The organism is Limnohabitans sp. 2KL-3 (assembly GCF_001269405.1).
GTDB lineage: Bacteria > Pseudomonadota > Gammaproteobacteria > Burkholderiales > Burkholderiaceae_C > Limnohabitans_A.
On sequence record NZ_CXON01000006.1, the window covers coordinates 194,015 to 211,158 of the forward strand.

16 protein-coding genes are annotated in these 17,144 nt (G+C 61.9%); all 16 read right to left on the minus strand.

The genetic code is table 11. The annotated features are described in order from the left end of the window. Entirely contained in the window at positions 1-786 is a 786-nt protein-coding gene (locus AMM41_RS10790) for a fumarylacetoacetate hydrolase family protein (protein WP_228769230.1), read from the minus strand. 187 nt (positions 787-973) lie between these two features. After that, positions 974-1,486: a GNAT family N-acetyltransferase gene (locus AMM41_RS10795; protein WP_089957471.1), complete on the minus strand. Its 513-nt coding sequence runs from the start codon at positions 1,484-1,486 to the stop codon at positions 974-976. Next, positions 1,483-2,364: an isocitrate lyase/PEP mutase family protein gene (locus tag AMM41_RS10800; protein ID WP_089957473.1), complete on the minus strand. Its 882-nt coding sequence runs from the start codon at positions 2,362-2,364 to the stop codon at positions 1,483-1,485. The genes AMM41_RS10795 and AMM41_RS10800 overlap by 4 nt, the downstream gene beginning before the upstream one ends. After that, positions 2,361-3,764 carry an FAD-dependent oxidoreductase gene (locus AMM41_RS10805; protein WP_089957476.1) on the minus strand — a complete coding sequence of 468 codons (1,404 nt, stop codon included), beginning with the start codon at positions 3,762-3,764 and terminating at the stop codon, positions 2,361-2,363. Before AMM41_RS10805 ends, AMM41_RS10800 begins: the two co-directional genes overlap by 4 nt. Before the next feature lie 4 nt (positions 3,765-3,768). Continuing rightward, positions 3,769-4,371, minus strand: a complete 603-nt coding sequence (locus AMM41_RS10810; protein ID WP_089957479.1) for a cysteine hydrolase family protein — start codon at positions 4,369-4,371, stop codon at positions 3,769-3,771. A 314-nt stretch (positions 4,372-4,685) separates the two neighbouring features. Beyond that, the gene (locus AMM41_RS10815; RefSeq protein ID WP_089957482.1) at positions 4,686-6,770 is read right to left on the minus strand and encodes a hydantoinase/oxoprolinase family protein; all 2,085 of its coding nucleotides are present in this window, start codon (positions 6,768-6,770) and stop codon (positions 4,686-4,688) included. Beyond that, the gene (locus tag AMM41_RS10820; RefSeq protein WP_228769231.1) at positions 6,767-8,452 is read right to left on the minus strand and encodes a hydantoinase B/oxoprolinase family protein; all 1,686 of its coding nucleotides are present in this window, start codon (positions 8,450-8,452) and stop codon (positions 6,767-6,769) included. The genes AMM41_RS10815 and AMM41_RS10820 overlap by 4 nt, the downstream gene beginning before the upstream one ends. After that, complete coding sequence (locus tag AMM41_RS10825; protein ID WP_089957485.1) at positions 8,449-8,952, minus strand: LeuD/DmdB family oxidoreductase small subunit; 504 nt, start codon at positions 8,950-8,952, stop codon at positions 8,449-8,451. Before AMM41_RS10825 ends, AMM41_RS10820 begins: the two co-directional genes overlap by 4 nt. Next, positions 8,949-10,235 (minus strand): 3-isopropylmalate dehydratase large subunit, encoded by a 1,287-nt coding sequence (locus tag AMM41_RS10830; protein WP_089957488.1) that lies wholly within the window; start codon positions 10,233-10,235, stop codon positions 8,949-8,951. The genes AMM41_RS10825 and AMM41_RS10830 overlap by 4 nt, the downstream gene beginning before the upstream one ends. Next, positions 10,232-11,224, minus strand: a complete 993-nt coding sequence (locus AMM41_RS10835) for a Bug family tripartite tricarboxylate transporter substrate binding protein (RefSeq protein WP_089957490.1) — start codon at positions 11,222-11,224, stop codon at positions 10,232-10,234. The genes AMM41_RS10830 and AMM41_RS10835 overlap by 4 nt, the downstream gene beginning before the upstream one ends. A 118-nt stretch (positions 11,225-11,342) precedes the next feature. Next, the gene (locus AMM41_RS10840) at positions 11,343-12,053 is read right to left on the minus strand and encodes an ABC transporter ATP-binding protein (RefSeq protein ID WP_089957493.1); all 711 of its coding nucleotides are present in this window, start codon (positions 12,051-12,053) and stop codon (positions 11,343-11,345) included. Beyond that, positions 12,050-12,820, minus strand: coding sequence for an ABC transporter ATP-binding protein (locus tag AMM41_RS10845; RefSeq protein WP_089957496.1), 771 nt, complete (start codon positions 12,818-12,820; stop codon positions 12,050-12,052). The genes AMM41_RS10840 and AMM41_RS10845 overlap by 4 nt, the downstream gene beginning before the upstream one ends. After that, entirely contained in the window at positions 12,817-13,794 is a 978-nt protein-coding gene (locus tag AMM41_RS10850) for a branched-chain amino acid ABC transporter permease (protein ID WP_089957498.1), read from the minus strand. The genes AMM41_RS10845 and AMM41_RS10850 overlap by 4 nt, the downstream gene beginning before the upstream one ends. Then, on the minus strand, positions 13,791-14,663 hold the full coding sequence (locus tag AMM41_RS10855; protein WP_089957501.1) for a branched-chain amino acid ABC transporter permease: 873 nt from the start codon (positions 14,661-14,663) through the stop codon (positions 13,791-13,793). The genes AMM41_RS10850 and AMM41_RS10855 overlap by 4 nt, the downstream gene beginning before the upstream one ends. Positions 14,664-14,687: 24 nt before the next feature. Next, positions 14,688-15,890 carry an ABC transporter substrate-binding protein gene (locus AMM41_RS10860; protein WP_089957503.1) on the minus strand — a complete coding sequence of 401 codons (1,203 nt, stop codon included), beginning with the start codon at positions 15,888-15,890 and terminating at the stop codon, positions 14,688-14,690. Between the two features lie 20 nt (positions 15,891-15,910). Further along, a complete protein-coding gene (locus tag AMM41_RS10865; RefSeq protein WP_194944734.1) occupies positions 15,911-16,714 on the minus strand; it encodes a GntR family transcriptional regulator in 804 nt (267 codons plus the stop codon). Positions 16,715-17,144: the final 430 nt, after the last annotated feature.

The window sequence follows — 17,144 nt, forward strand, 5'->3', positions numbered from 1 at the left end:
TCAGACGATCTTCACGCTCAAGTTGGGAAAGCCATCGACGTGCATCTCGATCACATCTCCGCGCACCACCGGCCCGACGTTTTCAGGGGTGCCTGAATAAATGATGTCGCCCGGGAACAGCTCAAAGGCTTCGGACAACTGCGCGATCTGCTCGGCCACCGACCAGATCATCTGGTTCAAATTGGCGTTTTGTTTGACTTGACCATTGACCTTCAGCCAGATGCTGCCTTGGGTGATGTGGCCGGTTTGTGCGAGTTTGCGGATGGCACCGATGGGCGCCGACTTGTCAAAACTCTTGCCGATTTCCCAAGGCTTTTTCTGGTCACCCATGCCGCGCTGCAAATCACGGCGCGTCATGTCCAGCCCCAGGGTGTAGCCATACACATGGTCCAGCGCCTTGTCTCTGGCAATGTTGCGCCCGCCCTTGTGCAGCACGGCCACCAACTCGGCCTCGTAATGGTAATTTTTGGTCAGCGGCGGATAGGGGTGATCGGCCACCGTGCCGGCCTTCACGTACTGGATGGCGTCGGTGGGTTTTTGAAAAAAGAACGGTGGCTCGCGTGTGGGGTCCGAGCCCATTTCACGGGCATGGGCGGCGTAGTTGCGGCCGATGCAATAAATGCGGCGAACCGGGAACATCTCGTCGCTGCCTTCGATGGGGATGTAAGTGGCAGGCACCGAAAAAGGCGTTTTCGGCTGGTTCTGGGCCACACCGGGCAAAGCACAACCGGCAAGGGCACCGGTGGTGACCAGGGCACTGTTTTGAAAAAAGTTTCTTCTGTCCATGTTTGTCTCCATGTCAATGGCTTGTCTCCACCACGTCACACAGGCCCAAGGGCTGGTGTATGCAATGGTTGCTTATTTATATCAGTGAACAAACTTTGAAATGACACGCTTGGGACAGACGCCAAACCCAAACCAGCTTTCATTCTCAATGGGACAGACCCACTCTGTGCAAAAGGGGGATTCAAGCTCAATCCGGCAGATTGCTGGACCCCGCCTGCAGGTCCAGCGACCAGTACTGCCCCACCAGATCGGCACCAAAAGAATGGTGCGGCTCTTCAGACACCAAAACGAATCCGGCCTCCTGGTAAATGCGGCGGGCTGCATGCAGGATGTCATTGGTCCACAAGGTGAGCTTTTCGTAACCCTTGGCTTGTGCAAAGGCGATGCATTCTTGCGTCAAGCGCCGACCCAGGCCCGCGCCACGCGCGTCGGGTTCCACGTACAGCAAGCGCAGCTTGGCCTCTTGCTCGGACACCTTGACCAGAAACACGGAGCCCAGCACCTGGCCTTCGCGTTCAGCAATCCAGGCGTTCTCCCATTCGGCGTCAAAGTTCTTCACGAACTGCGCGGCGATTTCGGCCACCAAGGCCTCAAAGGTGCCGTCCCAGCCGTATTCTTGCGCGTACAACATGCCCTGGCGGTGCGCCACCCAGCCGATGTCGCCCACTTGCAGGCCACGCAAAACGATGTGGGGCGTCATGCCTTTTCACCGCTTTCGTAGCGCTGCCCCAACGCCAGCAATTGAGGCGTTTCAATGACCGCGTTCAGGCCATCAAAGTCCAGCATCTGTTCCTGCCAGGGCCGCGTGGTCTGGTGGGTGTGCAAGCTCGCGTAGTAGCCCTGCAAGGTGTGCAGCACCGCCCGCGCCGTGCCGCCCGGAAAAATCACGATCTTGAAACCACGCTCGCCCAACTCGGCCGCGCTTTGCACCGGCGTCTTGCCACCTTCGACCATGTTGGCCAAGAGCGGCACACGGTTTGCAAACTGGGCGCAGGCGCGGTTCATCTGTTCATCGGAGCGCAGGGCTTCGATGAAGAGCGCATCCACCCCACATTCGAGGTAACGCTCGGCCCGCTCCAGCGCGGCGGCCAGGCCTTCCACGGCCACCGCGTCGGTGCGCGCCAAAATTAAGGTGTTTTGGTCGTGGCGGGCGTCCAGCGCCGCACGCAGCTTGCCCTGCATCTCGGCCACCGGCACCACGCCCTTTCCGTCCAGATGCCCGCAGCGCTTGGGGAAAGTCTGGTCTTCGATCTGGATCATCGCGGCCCCGGCCCGCTCGAAGTCGCGCACGGTGCGCTGGGTGTTGAGCGCATTGCCAAAGCCGGTGTCGGCGTCCACGATCACGGGAACGCTGACCCGGTCGGTGATGTGCGCCAGGGTCTGCGCCACTTCGGTGGCGGTGGTCAGGCCAATGTCAGAGCGGCCCAGGCGCGTGTAGGCGATCGATGCACCCGACAGGTACACGGCTTCAAAACCGGCTTGCTGGGCCACCAGCGCGGTGAGTGCGTCGTACACACCGGGGGCGAGCAAGGCCTGGTCTTGTTGCAGGCGCTGGGCCAAATTGTGCGGCTGACTCATGGTGCCGAATCCTTCAAAAGTTGTTGTGCGGTGTGTGCCGCAATGTGCCCACCCGCGATGGCGCTGAGCAAACCATTGCCCGACAAATAACCCCAGACTTCTTGGCCCGACACACCCCGCGCTGCGCCGCCTGCGGCCAGCACATTGGGCAAAGGTGTGCCGTCTTGGCGCAACACACGGATTTGCGCGTCGATGTCCAAACCCCCTTGGGTGTGGAACAAAGCGCCTGTCACCTTGATGGCGTGAAACGGCGCTTGCAGGGCGCGTTTGAACGTGCGGCCCGTGGCAGGGTCGGTGCCGGGTTGGACTGCGTTCAAAGTGGCTTGCAAAGCGTCTGGCGGGCAGCCGATCAGCTGCGCCAACGCCACCGCATCAGCGGCGTGTTGCACCGCCCCCGCGCCTTGCGCCGCCACAAAGTCCGGAAAGTCCTGCGCAAAGGCCAGCAGCGCATCGTCAAACACATTCCACGCCACACCACCCGGCTGTGCGAGCACATGCACCGCCGCCTCCGAGTAGCCCTGGGTTTCGTCGTGAAAGCGCTGGCCTTGGGCGTTGATTTGCACACCGCCTTCCATCATCAGCGCCCACGAGATCAAAGCCCCTTGTGGCACGGCCCAAGAGCCGTGACCTTGGTACGCGCCCAAGTCGGCCAAGCGTGCGCCCAGTTGTTGGCCCCAAGCGATCGCACTGCCGTCGTTGCCCACATGGCCCGCATAGGTGGCCTCGGCCATCTCGGGCAGCATCTCTTTCACCATGGCCGTGGCCCCGCCAAAACCGTTGCAGGCCAAGATCACCGCATCACATCGGATCCGCTCAGTTTGGCCATCGGGCCGGACAAAACCCACACCGTGGATGCGCTGTGCGTCGTCGGCCCACAGCTCGGTCACTTGCGCTTGTGTGAGCACCACCACGCCTGCGGCGTCGGCCGCCGCTTGCAGGCGGCTCATGAGACCAGCTCCAGTTTTTTCGGGCACGGCGTGCATGCGGTGGGCGCTGTGGCCGGGGTACAAAAAGTTGTCCAGCACCTGCCAGGGCAGGCCGTGGTGTTGGGCCAGCGCGTCCATGGCGGGGCCGATGTTGTGGGCATAGGCTTGCACCAGGTGGGTTGCAGCTTGGCCGTGGGCCTTAGCTTGAATGTCTGATGCGAACAAGTCCACGCTGTCGGTGATGCCTTGGGCCTGTTGGGCTTGCGTGCCAGGCGCAGGCACAAAACCCGACGACAAAGCGGTAGAGCCCGCAGCAAACGCATCGCGCTCCAGCACCACACAATCCAAACCCAAGCGGTGCAATGCCAGCGCGGCCGTGAGGCCACAAGCGCCAGCGCCCACGATCACGACAGGTGTGTGGTCCTCGGCTTGCAAATCAGCAGCCAGGCGAACTTGCGGCAGCGGCGCGTTCATGGTGTCAGCCCAGTTGTTTCAAAAACGTGGCGCTGTCCATGACATCACCCACCGAAGCCATGTCGGCCAACGCGGCCTGGTGCGCGGCTTCGCTGAAGGCGGCGCAACCGTCCGACAAGACGATGGCGTGGTAATCACGCACATGGGCATCACGCACCGTGCTGGCCACGCCACCGTTGGTGACGATGCCACACACCACCAAGGTGTCGATGCCTGATTTTTTGAGCACCCAGTCGAGTTGCGTGTTGAAGAAAGCCGAATACGCCACTTTGAACACCGACACATCGACCAGCGGCGCGAGCAGGTCCACATTGGCCTGGCCCCGGCTGCCGGGCGCGAAGTCGCCCTTGCGCAAAAACGGGCGGCGCTCTTTGAGGTGGGCCGAAATCATAGGCTCGCCCTGCGCATCGGGCCAGAGGGTGAACAGGCTGGCCGTGACCAAGCCGCCACGGGCTTTGATGGCGCGTGCCACCGGTGCCATGCGATCGGGCAGCTTCACCGCCTCGGCGCTCAGGGTGTTGCCCCGGGCATAAGCGCCGTCGGGTGCGAGAAAATCGTTTTGCAGGTCCACAATGACCATGCCCAATTTGGCGTTCTTCAAGTTCATACATTCTCCTCGTGTTGTCCAAGTCCCCCAAAACCTTGTCGGACTGCAGCATGGATGCGGCCAGATGAAGCCTGAAATGTTGGCCCCCCGATCAGCCCGTAGGTCGGTGGCTTCAGCCCCGACAGGAGTCTGTGAAAACCCACCAACTTCGGAACCAAAGCTAACGGCCTACAGGCGCAGTAGCACCTCGTAGGTCGTTAACCTCAGCCCCGACATGCAACCTTAGCCCCATTGAGCCATGTCGGACCTGAAGGTACCGACCTACAAAAGCCCAATGAAATTCCACCTCATCCACCACTGCTTTCCTTCACACTTCAGCCCAACTGAGCACTGGTGCGCTCCACCAACAGGTTGCCCAGTTTGTCTACACGGCCTTCAAAGCCCGGCTCCAACCACACGGTCGTGTCAGGCTGCTCCAAAATTGCCGGGCCTTGCACCACGGTGCCCACGGGCAGGCTCAGGCGCTCGTAGCGCTGCGCGGTCCACCAATGGCCTTGGTGGTACACCTGCTGCTCGCCCACCGGGGTGGTACGGCCTTCGCCTTGCGGCGCCAGCACCGCCAAGTCGAACTTGGGACGCCGTCCGATGCGGGCATAACGCAGGTTCATCACACGGATCACCGGGCCTTGCAGCACGCGGCCAAAGGCGTGCTGGTAAGCCGACTCAAATGCGGCCAGCAAACCCACCGCATTCAACTGATCGCGCTTCACGGGCACTTGCAGCGTGTGGGTCTGGCCCATGTAGAGCATGTCAAAGCTGATGACTTCGTCCACCCGCACAAAGTTCACGCCGGCGGAATCGAGGCGCACCTGGCAAGCCTCGGCCAGGCTGTCCACGCGCTCAAGCAAAGCAGGCCAGGCCACATCGGCCAGGGCCACGTTCAAGGTCTGCACCGCGTCGTGGCGCATGTCGGCCATCACGCAGCCCAGCGCCGAGGTCACGCCAGGGTAACGCGGCACGATGCCAGTGGTCACGCCCACCTCGCGCATCATGGCGCAGACATGCAAACCGCCGCCGCCGCCAAAAGGCATGTAGGCAAACTGGCGCGGATCGTGCCCGCGCTCGATCGACACCACGCGGATCGCGCCCGCCATGCGGGCATTGGCCACCGTCAAAATCGCTTCGGCCGCCGCCAGCGCCGTCAAACCCAAGGGCTCGGCCACATGCTGGGCAATGGCTGTTTCTGACAAACCTGAATCGAGCTTTTGCAGCAAACCGCCGCCCAAAGGTCGGTCGGCCGCAATGCGGCCCAGCAGCACATTGGCATCGGTCACCGTGGGGCGAGTGTTGCCACGCCCATAGCAGGCCGGGCCGGGAATGCTGCCGGCCGACTCGGGGCCCACTTGCAGCATGCCACCCGCATCGACCGAGGCGATCGAGCCGCCACCGGCACCGATGGTCTCGATCTGGATCATGGGCGAGCGCACCACCAGTCCAAACTCGATCGAGGTTTGCGCGGCGAGGGCCGCTTCGCCACCGGCCACCAAAGACACGTCAAACGAGGTGCCACCGATGTCGCCAGTGATCACGTTTTCAAAGCCCGAAGCGCGGGCGATTTCGGCGCAGGCCATCACGCCCGCCGCCGGACCCGACAGCGCGGTGCGTACCGGCACATCACAAGCAGTCTGGCGCGACATCACGCCGCCATTGCTTTGAACGATCAAGAGTTCACCGCCAAAGCCTTGGGCACGCAAGTCGCCATCCAAGCGCTGCAAATAGCTGCCCACCACGGGCTGCAAGGCGGCATTGAGCGTGGCGGTGGAGCAGCGCTCGAACTCACGGATCTCGGGCAGCACTTCGCTGGCGGCGGTCACATAGCTGTTGGGCCAGATTTCACGCACGGCGGCCACAGCGGCTTGTTCGTTGCCGGGGTTGGCATAGGCGTGCACAAAGAACACACACACCGCCTCGCAGCCTTCGGCCAGCAGGGCGCGGGCTTGTTCGCGCACCTGATCCAGATTCACGGGCGTGTGCAACTGGCCATCGGCCAGCACACGCTCGTCCACTTCCAGTCGCCAAGCACGCGGCACCACCGGGGTGTAGCTGCCGCGCAGACCCCAGGTTTGCGGGCGGTCGCGGCGGCGCATCTCCAGCACGTCGCGGAACCCGCGTGTGGTGATGATGCCGGTGCGGGCGATCTTGCGCTCCAGCAAAGCGTTGGTGCCCACTGTCGTGCCGTGCACGATGGTGGCGATCTCTTTGGCGCCATCGGCACCGGTGTTGCCGGTCACTTTGGCGATGCCGTTCATGAAGCCCCGGGCTTCTTCGCCTCGGGTCGACGGCACCTTGACAATGCGGGCCTGGCCGGTTTTTTCGTCCAGCACAAACAGGTCGGTAAACGTACCACCCACGTCCACACCCACCACCCAATGCGGCTGATTCACTGCTGCCTCGCTCATGCTTGTTCCTTGGTGTAACCCAGTGCGCTGTCTTTGGCACGGTCTTGCGCCGAGCGCTCAGCGGGCGATCCCCAGCCGCCGCCGCCCGGGGTTTGCAGGCGCACGCGGTCGCCTTTTTTCAGGTGGATGCCCAACATCTTGGACACCATGGGTGGCGTCTTCCATTCGCCGTTTTGGCAATACTCGAACACATTGGGCAGCGCAGGCTGGCCACCGTGAATGCCTTTGGGCGCGGACTTGCCGCGCTCGCCAAAAATGAAAGCCTCGGCGCTGTCTTCAAGCAATTCAATTTCGTAAATCGCGCCCAAGCCGCCCCGGTGCTGGCCATCGCCGCCCGAGCCGGGGCGCAAGGCCCATTGCGTGAAGCGCACCGGGTAGGCCGCTTCCAAAATTTCCATGGGCGGGATGGTGGCGGTCGAGATGGGCGCATTGCCATGCGACAAGCCGTCGCCATCCGAATGGCCGCCGTGCCCGCCACCAAAGAAGCTGAACATCACCCAGCGCTGGCCTTTGCGCTTGTCGTCGGTGCGGTGCCCGGCGATCGACAAGGCGTTGATGGTGCCGTAGGCATGGGCCACTGCCCGCTGCGGGTCGGCCAGGGCCGTGGCGCTGAAGATCACATCGATCATGCGCAAAATGGTTTCGGTGTAGCCACCCACCGGACGCGGGCGCGAAGCGCTGATGACCAGGCCATCGGGGATCACAAAGTCCACCGCATCGAGCACACCCGCGTTGGCGGGCACGTCGGGGAAGACATGCTTCAAAGCCACATAACAAGCGGCCACCGCTGTGGCGCGTGAGATGTTCACCGGACCCGCGCACTGCGCCGAGGTGCGCGAAAAGTCCAGCGTCAGCCGGTCACCGGCCACCGTCATGTCGAGTGCGATGGTCAACAGCTCGTCTTTCACGCCATCGTTGTCCAGCACGTCTTCAAAGCTGTAGCGGCCATCGGGCAGACTGCCAATGTGCGAGCGCATCAAGCGCACGGCGCGGGTGCGCAGCTCCACCAAGGCCTGCGCCACCTTGGCGTCGCCGTATTCGTCCAGCAAGCCGTCCAGACGGCGAGCGCCCAATTCGAGCGCGGCCAGCTGACCATTCAGGTCACCCCACAGGCTGTCGGGCAGGCGGGTGTTGGCCCGCAAGATGGCCAGCACATCGTCATCGAGCACACCACCGCGCAAAATGCGCACTGGCGGAATCTGCACCGCTTCTTGCCAGCACTCGGTGGCCGCCGGGTTGTAGTTGCCCGGCACCGCGCCGCCCACATCGTGCCAATGCGCGGCCGAGGCCAAAAAGCAATACAGCTGCCCGTTGCGAAAGCAGGGCTTGACCAGCTTGAAGTCGTTGGCGTGGGTGCCGCCCTCGTAGGGGTCGTTGAACAACCACACATCTCCCGGTTGCATGCCGCCGCGCTCAGCCGCCACGCGCATGGCCGCCCGCACGGCAAAGGCCATGGCCCCCACAAACACGGGCAAGCCCGACTTGCCCTGGATCAGGGTGTCTCCGGTGAGGGCATCGTACAGGCCGTGGCAAGCGTCGTGCGCCTCGGCAATGATGGGGTTGAAGGCGCTGCGGTACAGCGTCGCGTCCATCTCGTCGGCAATCTGTTCGAGTCGGCCGCGCAGCACGGCCAATGTCACGGGGTCCATCACCGGTTCAATTACACGTTCAGTCGGGTTCATGCAGGCTTTCTTTGTTTGAGCAGAGGCAGCAAGCCCCCTGCATCGACCATGTCCATCAAAAATTCAGGAATCGGGGCACAGGCCAAGCGCTGACCATTGGCGCGAATCACCACCGGGGTGTCGCCCTCAAACGTCACACCCACACGCTCACCCTCTTCGATCTTGTCAGCGTCTGGGCAGGTCAAGAGCAGCAGGCCCAGGTTGAAGGCGTTGCGGAAATACAGGCCGCTGTAAGACGGTGCAATCACCGCCGCCAGGCCCAGGTGCCGCAGCACACCGGCAGCCTGTTCGCGCGATGACCCAATGCCAAAATTGGCCCCGGCCACGATCACATCGCCCTCGCGCACACCGGATGCGAAGTCGGTGCGCACCGCCTCCAGGCAATGCCAGCCGATCACTTCCAGGCCGTGCTTCATGTAAGCGCCGGGGGCCAGGGCATCGGTGTCCACGTCGGCACCGAGCCGCCACACCCGTGCGTTGTCACATGCGCGCTGTGTCATGCCAGCACCTCGCGTGCATCACTGATGCGCCCGCGCAAAGCCGAGGCTGCCACGGTGTAGGGCGAAGCCAAATACACGTTCACGCTGGCCGGGCCCATGCGGCCTTTGAAGTTACGCGCAGTGGTCGAGATCACGGTAGAGCCTTCGGGGAAAGTCGCGCCATAGCCCGCACATGCGCCGCAGCTGTTGGGCAGCACCGTGGCCCCGGCGTCCAGCAAGGTTTGCATCACGCCTTCTTGTGTGGCCTGGGCTTGTTCACGGGCGCTGGCGGGTGCCACCATGAGCTGCACACCCGCAGCCACGCGCTGGCCCTTGAGCACCGAAGCGGCGGCACGCAGGTCTTCGAGCTTGGCACCGGTGCAGGCACCGATGTACGCAATGTTCGGCATCACGTCGGCAAACTTGGCCACATCCCGCGTGTTGGCGGGGCTGTGCGGCGCGGCCACCTGCGGGCTGAGGCTGCTCGCATCAAAGCTGTGCTGTTCAAAATCGGCATCTTCGTCGGTGTGCCACTGCTCGGCCCCCGCCAGATGTTCAGGCGCCACGCCAATGCCGCGCAGGTACTGCAAGGTGGTCTCGTCTGCTGCGATCAAGCCGGCTTGCGCCCCCATCTCGGCACTCATGTTGGACAGCGTCATGCGCTCGGCCATGGACAGTGCCTGCACCGCAGGCCCGGCAAACTCCACCGCCTGGTATTGCCCGCCGTTCATGCCAAAGCGCCCCACCATGTGCAGCATCATGTCTTTGGCCGACACGCCATGTTGGAGCCGGCCCGACCAGTGCATGCGCAAGGTGCGCGGCACCTGCACCCAAATTTGGCCCGTCACACACACACCCAACATTTCGGTCGCACCGATGCCGAACATGTAGCAGCCAAAAGCACCGCCTGTGGGCGAATGGGAGTCGCCGCCCACACAAAACATGCCGGGCTTCAAGTGGCCCCGCTCGGGCAGCACCACATGGCAAATGCCCTCGCTGTCGATCACATGCGGGAGCTTCCATTGTTTGGCCGTGTCGCGGGTGATCTGCACGATCTGCTGGGCGTCCGCGTCTTGCGCGGGCACATAGTGGTCGAGCACCAGCACCACTTTGTTTTTGTCCCAAATCTCAGCCCCCAGCTCGTCAAGCATGGGCTTCAAACGGCGCGGGCCGGATGAGTCATGGAACATGGCCAGGTCAACGTTGCAGGTGACCACCTCACCCACGGCCACATGGCTGCGGCCAGCGGCACGGGCGATGAGTTTTTGGGCCAGGGTTTGTGGCCGTAAAGGGCTTGTGTTCATTCGGGCTTGGCTCCTGCGTACTGCACCACCGCCCGCCAACGCACGATTTCGCTGTCGACAAAGCGGGCAAACTCCTCTGGGCTGTTGCCCACGGGCGTGGCACCTTCATGCTCGATGCGGCGCTTGACCTCGGGCGACTGAACGGCTGCGCGGGCGGCATCGGCCAAACGGCGTGTCAACTCGGGGCTCATGCGGCCCGGGCCAAACAAACCAAACCAAGCACTCGACTCGTAACCAGGCAAGCTCTCGCCAATGGCGGGGACTTGGGGAAATGCGGGCAGACGCTTGGCGCTGGTCACCCCCAAGGCCTTGAGCTTGCCGGCCTTGATGTGCGCTTGCACATTCCCAATGGCGGCGAACATCAAATCGACTTGTCCAGCCAGCACGTCTTGCACCGCAGGCGCTGTGCCCCGGTAGGGGATATTCACGATGTACACGCCCGACTGCATCTTGAAGGCGTCACCGGCCATGTGCAGAGAAGAGCCCAATGCGCCAATCGCAAAGTTCAGCTGTCCGGGCTTGGACTTGGCCTGCGTGATCAATTCCTTGACATTGTTGGCCGCGACTTTGGGGTGCGCCACCAGAATCGACGGCGAAGTCGACACCATGGTCAAGGGCGTGAAGTCTTTCACCGGGTCAAAAGGCAAGCTGGGGTAGAGCGAGGCGTTGATGGCGTGGCTGGTAAAGCTCATGAGCAGCGTGTTGCCATCGGGCGCGGCCTTGGCCACGGCGTCAGCCGCCAGGTTGCCGCCCGCGCCAGGTTTGTTCTCGACCACCACCGTGCGGCCCAGTTGCGTGCCCAAGACTGTGGCCAGCGTGCGGGCCATGGTGTCGGTGGTGCCGCCAGCGGGGGCACCCACCAAAATTTTGATGGGCGGCTGGGTTTGGGCTTGCACCCAACCGGAGGTGGCCGCACAGGCCAAGGCTGCGCTCAGCACCAAGGCGCGGCGTGAAGTTGTGGGCCGTTGAGAAATCGGGGTGTATGTCATGCGGCAGTCCTCCAAGTCAAAAATTCAATCGGTTGTCAGAAAACGCTGGCCTGCGAACGCTGGCTGTGCCATGGGGACAGCTCAGCTCCATGGCATTGGCCTGCCCTGCAGAGGACCCTCACATGCCCAAATAAGCTTGCCTGAGGGTGTCGCTGGCCAACAACTCAGACGGAGTGCCAGAAAAACGGATCTGCCCGTTTTCCATCACATACGCCCGATCAGCGATGTCCAGCGACTGCCCCACGTTTTGCTCCACCAACAAGATCGCCAGGCCGCTGCTGCGCAGCTGCGAGATCAGGCCAAACATCTCTTCCACCAACAGCGGCGACAAACCCAGCGAGGGCTCGTCCAGAATCAGCAAACGCGGCTCGGCCATCAGGCCCCGGCCAATGGCCAGCATCTGTTGCTCGCCGCCGCTCAAAGTGCCGGCCAACTGGGCCACGCGCTCTTTCAGTCGCGGAAAAGTGTCGTAGACCTTGTCCAAGTTTTGCTGCTTGCGCTCACGGCCCCGAGTGAAGGCCCCCAGCTCCAAGTTCTCGTGCACGCTCAGGTTGGGGAAAACCTTGCGGCCTTCGGGCACCTGAATCAAACCCTGCATGACCACCTGCCGCGAGTGCAAACCGGTGATGTTCTGGCCGTCAAATCCCACTTGGCCAGCGCGTGTGGCCACCAGGCCGCTGAGCGTGAGGTTGAGCGTGGTCTTGCCCGCGCCATTGCTGCCGAGCAGCGCCACCAACTCGCCGGGCATGACCTGCAGGTCCACACCCCGCAACACCTCAACCACGCCGTAGCCGGATTTGAGGCCCTGCACATTCAACAAAGCGCTCATGCCTGTGCCTCCTGAACTGTTTTGGCGACGTTCTTTTGCAAACGCTCGGCCGTGCCATGGCCCAGATAAGCCTCGACCACGGCTTTGTTGTTCGTCACCTCAGCGGGTGTGCCTTGGGCAATCAATTGCCCTTGCGCCAGCACCCACACTTCTTGCGCCAGACTCATCACCGCTTGCATGACGTGCTCGATCATCAACACTGTCACGCCGCTTTGGGCAATGCCTTGCACCACCGGGATCATCTCGGCAATTTCTTGTGGGTTCAGGCCCGCCAGCACTTCGTCCAGCAGCAGCAAGCGCGGCCGCGTGGCCAATGCACGGGCCAGCTCCAGTCGTTTACGCCCCGCCACCGTCAGGTCGCTCGCCAGTTTGTCGAGCTGAGGCGTCAAGCCCACTTGGCTCGCCACCGATTCGGCAAATTCCAAAGCTTGGGCGCGGCGCGGCAAATGCAGGTGCGCACCCACCGCGATGTTTTCGCGCACTGTTTGTGCAGCAAAAGGCTGCACGATCTGGAAGGTGCGCGTCAGGCCCATGCGGGCGTTCAGGTGCGGCGGCTGGCCGGTGATGTCCTGGCCCGCAAACACCACACGGCCCGTGTCGGGTGTCAAAAAGCCCGACATGAGGGCAAACAAAGTGGTTTTGCCCGCGCCGTTGGGACCAATCAAGGCGCTCAAGCGCCCTTCGGTCACCGACAGGCTCACGTTTTGCACGGCCTTCAAGCCGCCAAAGGACTTGCCCACGCCCTCGATTTGCAGCAGCGTGCTCATGGTTTATCTCCATCCGTCTTGCTGCCGCGCAAGAATTGCAAGGGTTTTTTGAGACCCAGGCCAGAAATGCCACGGGGCAAAAACATCACGATCACGATCAGCACCACGCCATAAATGACCATGTTGATGCCCGGCAGCTGGCCAAACAAATTGCGTGTGAGGTCGGCCAGGATGTGCAGACTCACGGCACCCAGCAGCGGCCCCCACAGCGTGCCCAGCCCCCCCACAATCGCGCCCACCAAGGCTTCGACCGAGGTGTGTGAGCCAAAGGCGATGCCCGGGTCGATGTATTGAAACACCTGCACATAAAACGCACCGCCTGCGCCCATCAGGCCGCCCGACAACACGGTGGCGATCAGCTTGACACTGAAGGGGTTCACGCCAATGGCGCGGGCCGCGTCTTCGTTGTCGCGCACGGCCTGCAAATAGGCCCCAAAACGTGAATGTCGCAGCCAGGCGGTGATGCACAGGGCCAACGTGACCAAGCCCAGCATGAGCCAAATGAAACCGGCGCGGCTGCCAAACTGCATGTTCGCAGTCGACTCCTTGAGCGGCAGCATCAGGCCCACACCGGCACCCGTGAAGGGCACCGAGGTCGCCAAAATGCGGAAAACCTCGGCAAAAGCCAGCGTGACCAGCGCGAAGTAAGAGCCCTTGAGGCCATAACGGAATGAGGCCGCGCCCACAAAAGCGCCCACGCCTGCCGCAAACACCATGGCCAGTGGCAAGGCCAGCCAGGGGCTCAGGCCCCACTGCATTTGCGCAATGGCTTGCACATAAGCGCCCGTGCCAAAGAACAGCGCATGGCCAAAAGAAAACTGACCGCCAAAACCGCCCAGCACGTTCCAGGCTTGCGAGAGCAAGCAGGCGTACAAAGCGGTCATGACAAAGTTGAGCATCACGCCCGAGTCGGTGAGAAAAGGCACCATGCCCACCAACAGCACAAACAGTGCAATGTTGCGAAAGTCTTTCATGCCTTAGCTCCAAAAAAGCCTTGGGGTCTGAGCAAGAGCACCACAATGAAAATCACAAAAATGCCCACCTGACCGAGCGATTCACCCAGCAGCAAACCACCCAGCGACTCCACCACACCGATCAGCAAGCCACCCAGCAAAGCCCCGGCAAAACTGCCCATGCCGCCCAGCACCACAATGGTGAAGGCCACCAGCACAAAGCCGTTGCCCACTTGCGGGTTCACGTAATAAGCCGGCATCAAAAAGCAGGCCGCTGCGCCCAGACTGGCCAGGCCCAAACCAAAACACATGGCGTACACATGGTCCACATCGATGCCCATCAAGCGTGCGCCTTGCTTTTCTTTGGAGACAGCGCGAATGGCACGACCCAAATCGGTCTTTTGCACAATGAGCAACAAAACAGCCGACACCACCAAGGCCCCGGCAAAGGACACCAGCTTGGGCAGCGCGATGAAGGCGGGCCCAATCTCGACCGTGGTCAAGGTGTAGGCGGTCTCGATGGTGCGGGTGTCGGACTTGAAGAACAAAAGTGCCAAATTTTCGAGCACGATGGAGATGCCCAGCGTGACGAGCAGGATGTTTTCATCCTTGCCGTGGCTGGCACGGTTGATGACACCGCGTTGCAGCGCATAGCCCAGCACAAACATGGCGGGCACCATGATGGGCAGGGCCATGTAGGGATCGACCCCGAAGTGTTGCTTCAGCATGTACACGCCATACAGCGCCACCATCAGGGCCGCGCCATGCGCGAAATTGATGATGTGCAGCACGCCATAAATCAGCGTGAGGCCCAGCGCGATCAGCGCGTACACGGCACCGGTGGTGATGCCGTTGAGCACCGAAGGAAACAGGATGTTGAAGTCCAGCATCGGGGTCTTTCAGTTCAGCGCAGCTCAGCCCTTGAGCGGGAAAACAGGCTCAATCTCGCGGTAGTCGCGCGGCACGATGACCTTGATGTCACCTTTGTGGACCTGGGTCATCAAAGGCTGTGCGCCCATGTTCTGGCCATTCACAAACTGTGTGGGGCCGTAGGGCATGATGTGGTTTTGGAACTTGCTCGAAGCCAGCGCGTCAATGATGGCGGCGCGGTCGGGCGACTTGGCGCGCTCAATCGCATCGGCCAGCAGCATCATGGCGGTGTAGGTCATGAACACTTCATAGCTGAAGAACTGGCCCTGTGCTTCCACACGCTTGCGCAACTCGGCCGAGCGCTTGTCCTTGGGGTTGAACCAGTGATTGCAGTCGATGATGCCGTTGGCCGCATCGGGGAATTCCTTGACGAACTTGTAGCTCGACGCCGCGCCGCCCAACACCGAGTAGATGGCCTTGGGCGTGATCTTTTGCTGCTGCAAAGTGCGCACCAGCAAGGCGTATTCGTTGTAGTAGTTGGCCGGAATCAGGATGTCGGGATTGACCTGCTTGATGCGCAGCGCAATGTTGTTGAAGTCACGCGTGGGGTTGGCGTGCTTGATGATTTCTTTCACCTCGTAGCCGTAGCCGGGCAGCTCTTTGGCCAGCAAGTTGGCGGTGCCTGTGCCGAACAAAGACTCTTCGTGCACGATCATCACAGTGCGGGCGGGCTTGCCTGCGGCGGTGTTCAGGGCGTGCAAACTGGCCACAGCCACTTCGGCGCACTTCTTGTAGCCAGGGCCAAAGCGGAAGGTGTTTTTCAGGCCACGCTCAACGATCTGGTCGGCCACGCCGACATCCACCACATGGGGCAGGTTGTACTTGGCCGCTGCTTGTGTGGTGGCCAGGCAAATGGCCGATGCAAAGGCGCCGACCACGGCGCTCACACCCGCTTCGTTCATCTTCTCGATCTCAGCCGTGCCCGCTTGGGGGCTCGACTGCGCATCGCCCAGCATGGCTTCGATCTTGGCACCACCCAGCGACTTGATGCCGCCAGCCTTGTTGATGTCTTCAATCGCCATCAAGGCGCCCATGCGGCACTGCTGGCCCGAGTAGGCCAAGGCACCAGTGACGGGGTGCAGGACACCCACTTTGATGGGCTTGGGCTGAGCCCCGCCTACCAATGGAAAGGCAAGAGCCGAGGCCGCAGCAGCGGACTGGCCCATGAAAGTGCGACGTGAGGTCATGAGAACATCCTTTAAGTAGGTCAATGAAAGTTGGCGGACAGCTCTTGGCTTACCCACACCTTGGCGTCAATGCTGCCAACGCGGGATAACTGCATCTGGTATTCGTACCGGTCCGGTCGGTACAAGCCATGCAGCCATTGGACGGGACGGTCGTCCTCGTCATAAATCAAACGCCGCACCGCCAGCAAGGCCGATCCGACAGAAACATCCAAATGCTGGGCCAGCGCCATGTCGGCCAAGCGGGCCGAGATCGTTTGTTCGGCGCGGCCAACTTTGACGCCCGACTCTTCGAGCAGCACAAGAATGGGTTTTTGCGCCAATTCGCGCTTGCCAAAACCCGATGAAATCGCATCGGGTACCCAAGTGGTGATGTGCGACAACGGGCCTTCGGGGGTGCTGCGAACACGCTCGGCTTTTTGCACCCAAGCGGTGCCAGGCAGTTTCAAGGCAGCGGCCACATCCACCGGCGCACGCAAACGCTCTACCGACAGGACATTGACCTGCGTTCGCAAGCCCATGGTGACCAGGTTTTCCAGCAAACCCGTCAGGCGGGCTTGTTGACCCGTGGCCATGGTGGAGGCTTGCATCTGAACCTCTTGCGCACGAGCAGACACGGGCCGAGTGCCACGCCCGGGCTCCCGGTGGATCAAACCCTCTTCGGCCAGTTGCGCCAAAGCCCGTCGCACGGTGACACGCGCCACACCAAACTGACCCATCAAGGCCAACTCACCCGGCAATCCTGCGTCAAAACGCCCTTCGCGCAATTGCTCACGCAGCACCAGGTAAATCTGGTGGTATTTGGGCAAAGGCAGATGGGCATTCATGGGGCGCTATCGTGAAACAGTCCCATTGTCCTGTCAATAGGACATTCAAGTCTTCATCATGGGACATTTGATCGGGGATTTCCCTAATCTCACATGCTTTGGAACTTTTGCCCCGCAGCGCGAGGCCCCCACGCCGAGCACTGAACGCACTGTTGGTTCCGCCCGATGAAGTTTGCAAAAACGCTTTTTTGATAGGGGTAGGAAAGGCCAAGGCCTCCCCTCCCTCCGAACCGTGCGTGCAGTTTTCCCGCACACGGCTCTCCAGTCAGTGGTTTCCTCATCGGGATTGGCTCGCTTGCATTCGGGCCTGCGTCATGGTGAACAGCCCCAACTGCGCGAAGTACTCGTTTGGCCAGCGTTTGTGATCAACTTGGCTCTTCCCCATCCCCGGGCTCTTTTGCTGCTTGCGCAGCATCGCCCTCAACCTCCT

Excerpts from the sequence above, each read along its gene's own strand:
- AMM41_RS10855 (WP_089957501.1), bottom strand. The coding sequence starts at position 14,663 with ATGCTGGACTTCAACATCCTGTTTCCTTCGGTGCTCAACGGCATCACC.
- AMM41_RS10790 (WP_228769230.1), bottom strand. The coding sequence starts at position 786 with ATGGACAGAAGAAACTTTTTTCAAAACAGTGCCCTGGTCACCACCGGT.
- AMM41_RS10840 (WP_089957493.1), bottom strand. The coding sequence starts at position 12,053 with ATGAGCGCTTTGTTGAATGTGCAGGGCCTCAAATCCGGCTACGGCGTG.
- AMM41_RS10850 (WP_089957498.1), bottom strand. The coding sequence starts at position 13,794 with ATGAAAGACTTTCGCAACATTGCACTGTTTGTGCTGTTGGTGGGCATG.
- AMM41_RS10810 (WP_089957479.1), bottom strand. The coding sequence starts at position 4,371 with ATGAACTTGAAGAACGCCAAATTGGGCATGGTCATTGTGGACCTGCAA.
- AMM41_RS10825 (WP_089957485.1), bottom strand. The coding sequence starts at position 8,952 with ATGACACAGCGCGCATGTGACAACGCACGGGTGTGGCGGCTCGGTGCC.
- AMM41_RS10820 (WP_228769231.1), bottom strand. The coding sequence starts at position 8,452 with ATGAACCCGACTGAACGTGTAATTGAACCGGTGATGGACCCCGTGACA.
- AMM41_RS10860 (WP_089957503.1), bottom strand. The coding sequence starts at position 15,890 with ATGACCTCACGTCGCACTTTCATGGGCCAGTCCGCTGCTGCGGCCTCG.
- AMM41_RS10845 (WP_089957496.1), bottom strand. The coding sequence starts at position 12,820 with ATGAGCACGCTGCTGCAAATCGAGGGCGTGGGCAAGTCCTTTGGCGGC.
- AMM41_RS10865 (WP_194944734.1), bottom strand. The coding sequence starts at position 16,714 with ATGAATGCCCATCTGCCTTTGCCCAAATACCACCAGATTTACCTGGTG.
- AMM41_RS10795 (WP_089957471.1), bottom strand. The coding sequence starts at position 1,486 with ATGACGCCCCACATCGTTTTGCGTGGCCTGCAAGTGGGCGACATCGGC.
- AMM41_RS10815 (WP_089957482.1), bottom strand. The coding sequence starts at position 6,770 with ATGAGCGAGGCAGCAGTGAATCAGCCGCATTGGGTGGTGGGTGTGGAC.
- AMM41_RS10800 (WP_089957473.1), bottom strand. The coding sequence starts at position 2,364 with ATGAGTCAGCCGCACAATTTGGCCCAGCGCCTGCAACAAGACCAGGCC.
- AMM41_RS10835 (WP_089957490.1), bottom strand. The coding sequence starts at position 11,224 with ATGACATACACCCCGATTTCTCAACGGCCCACAACTTCACGCCGCGCC.
- AMM41_RS10805 (WP_089957476.1), bottom strand. The coding sequence starts at position 3,764 with ATGAACGCGCCGCTGCCGCAAGTTCGCCTGGCTGCTGATTTGCAAGCC.
- AMM41_RS10830 (WP_089957488.1), bottom strand. The coding sequence starts at position 10,235 with ATGAACACAAGCCCTTTACGGCCACAAACCCTGGCCCAAAAACTCATC.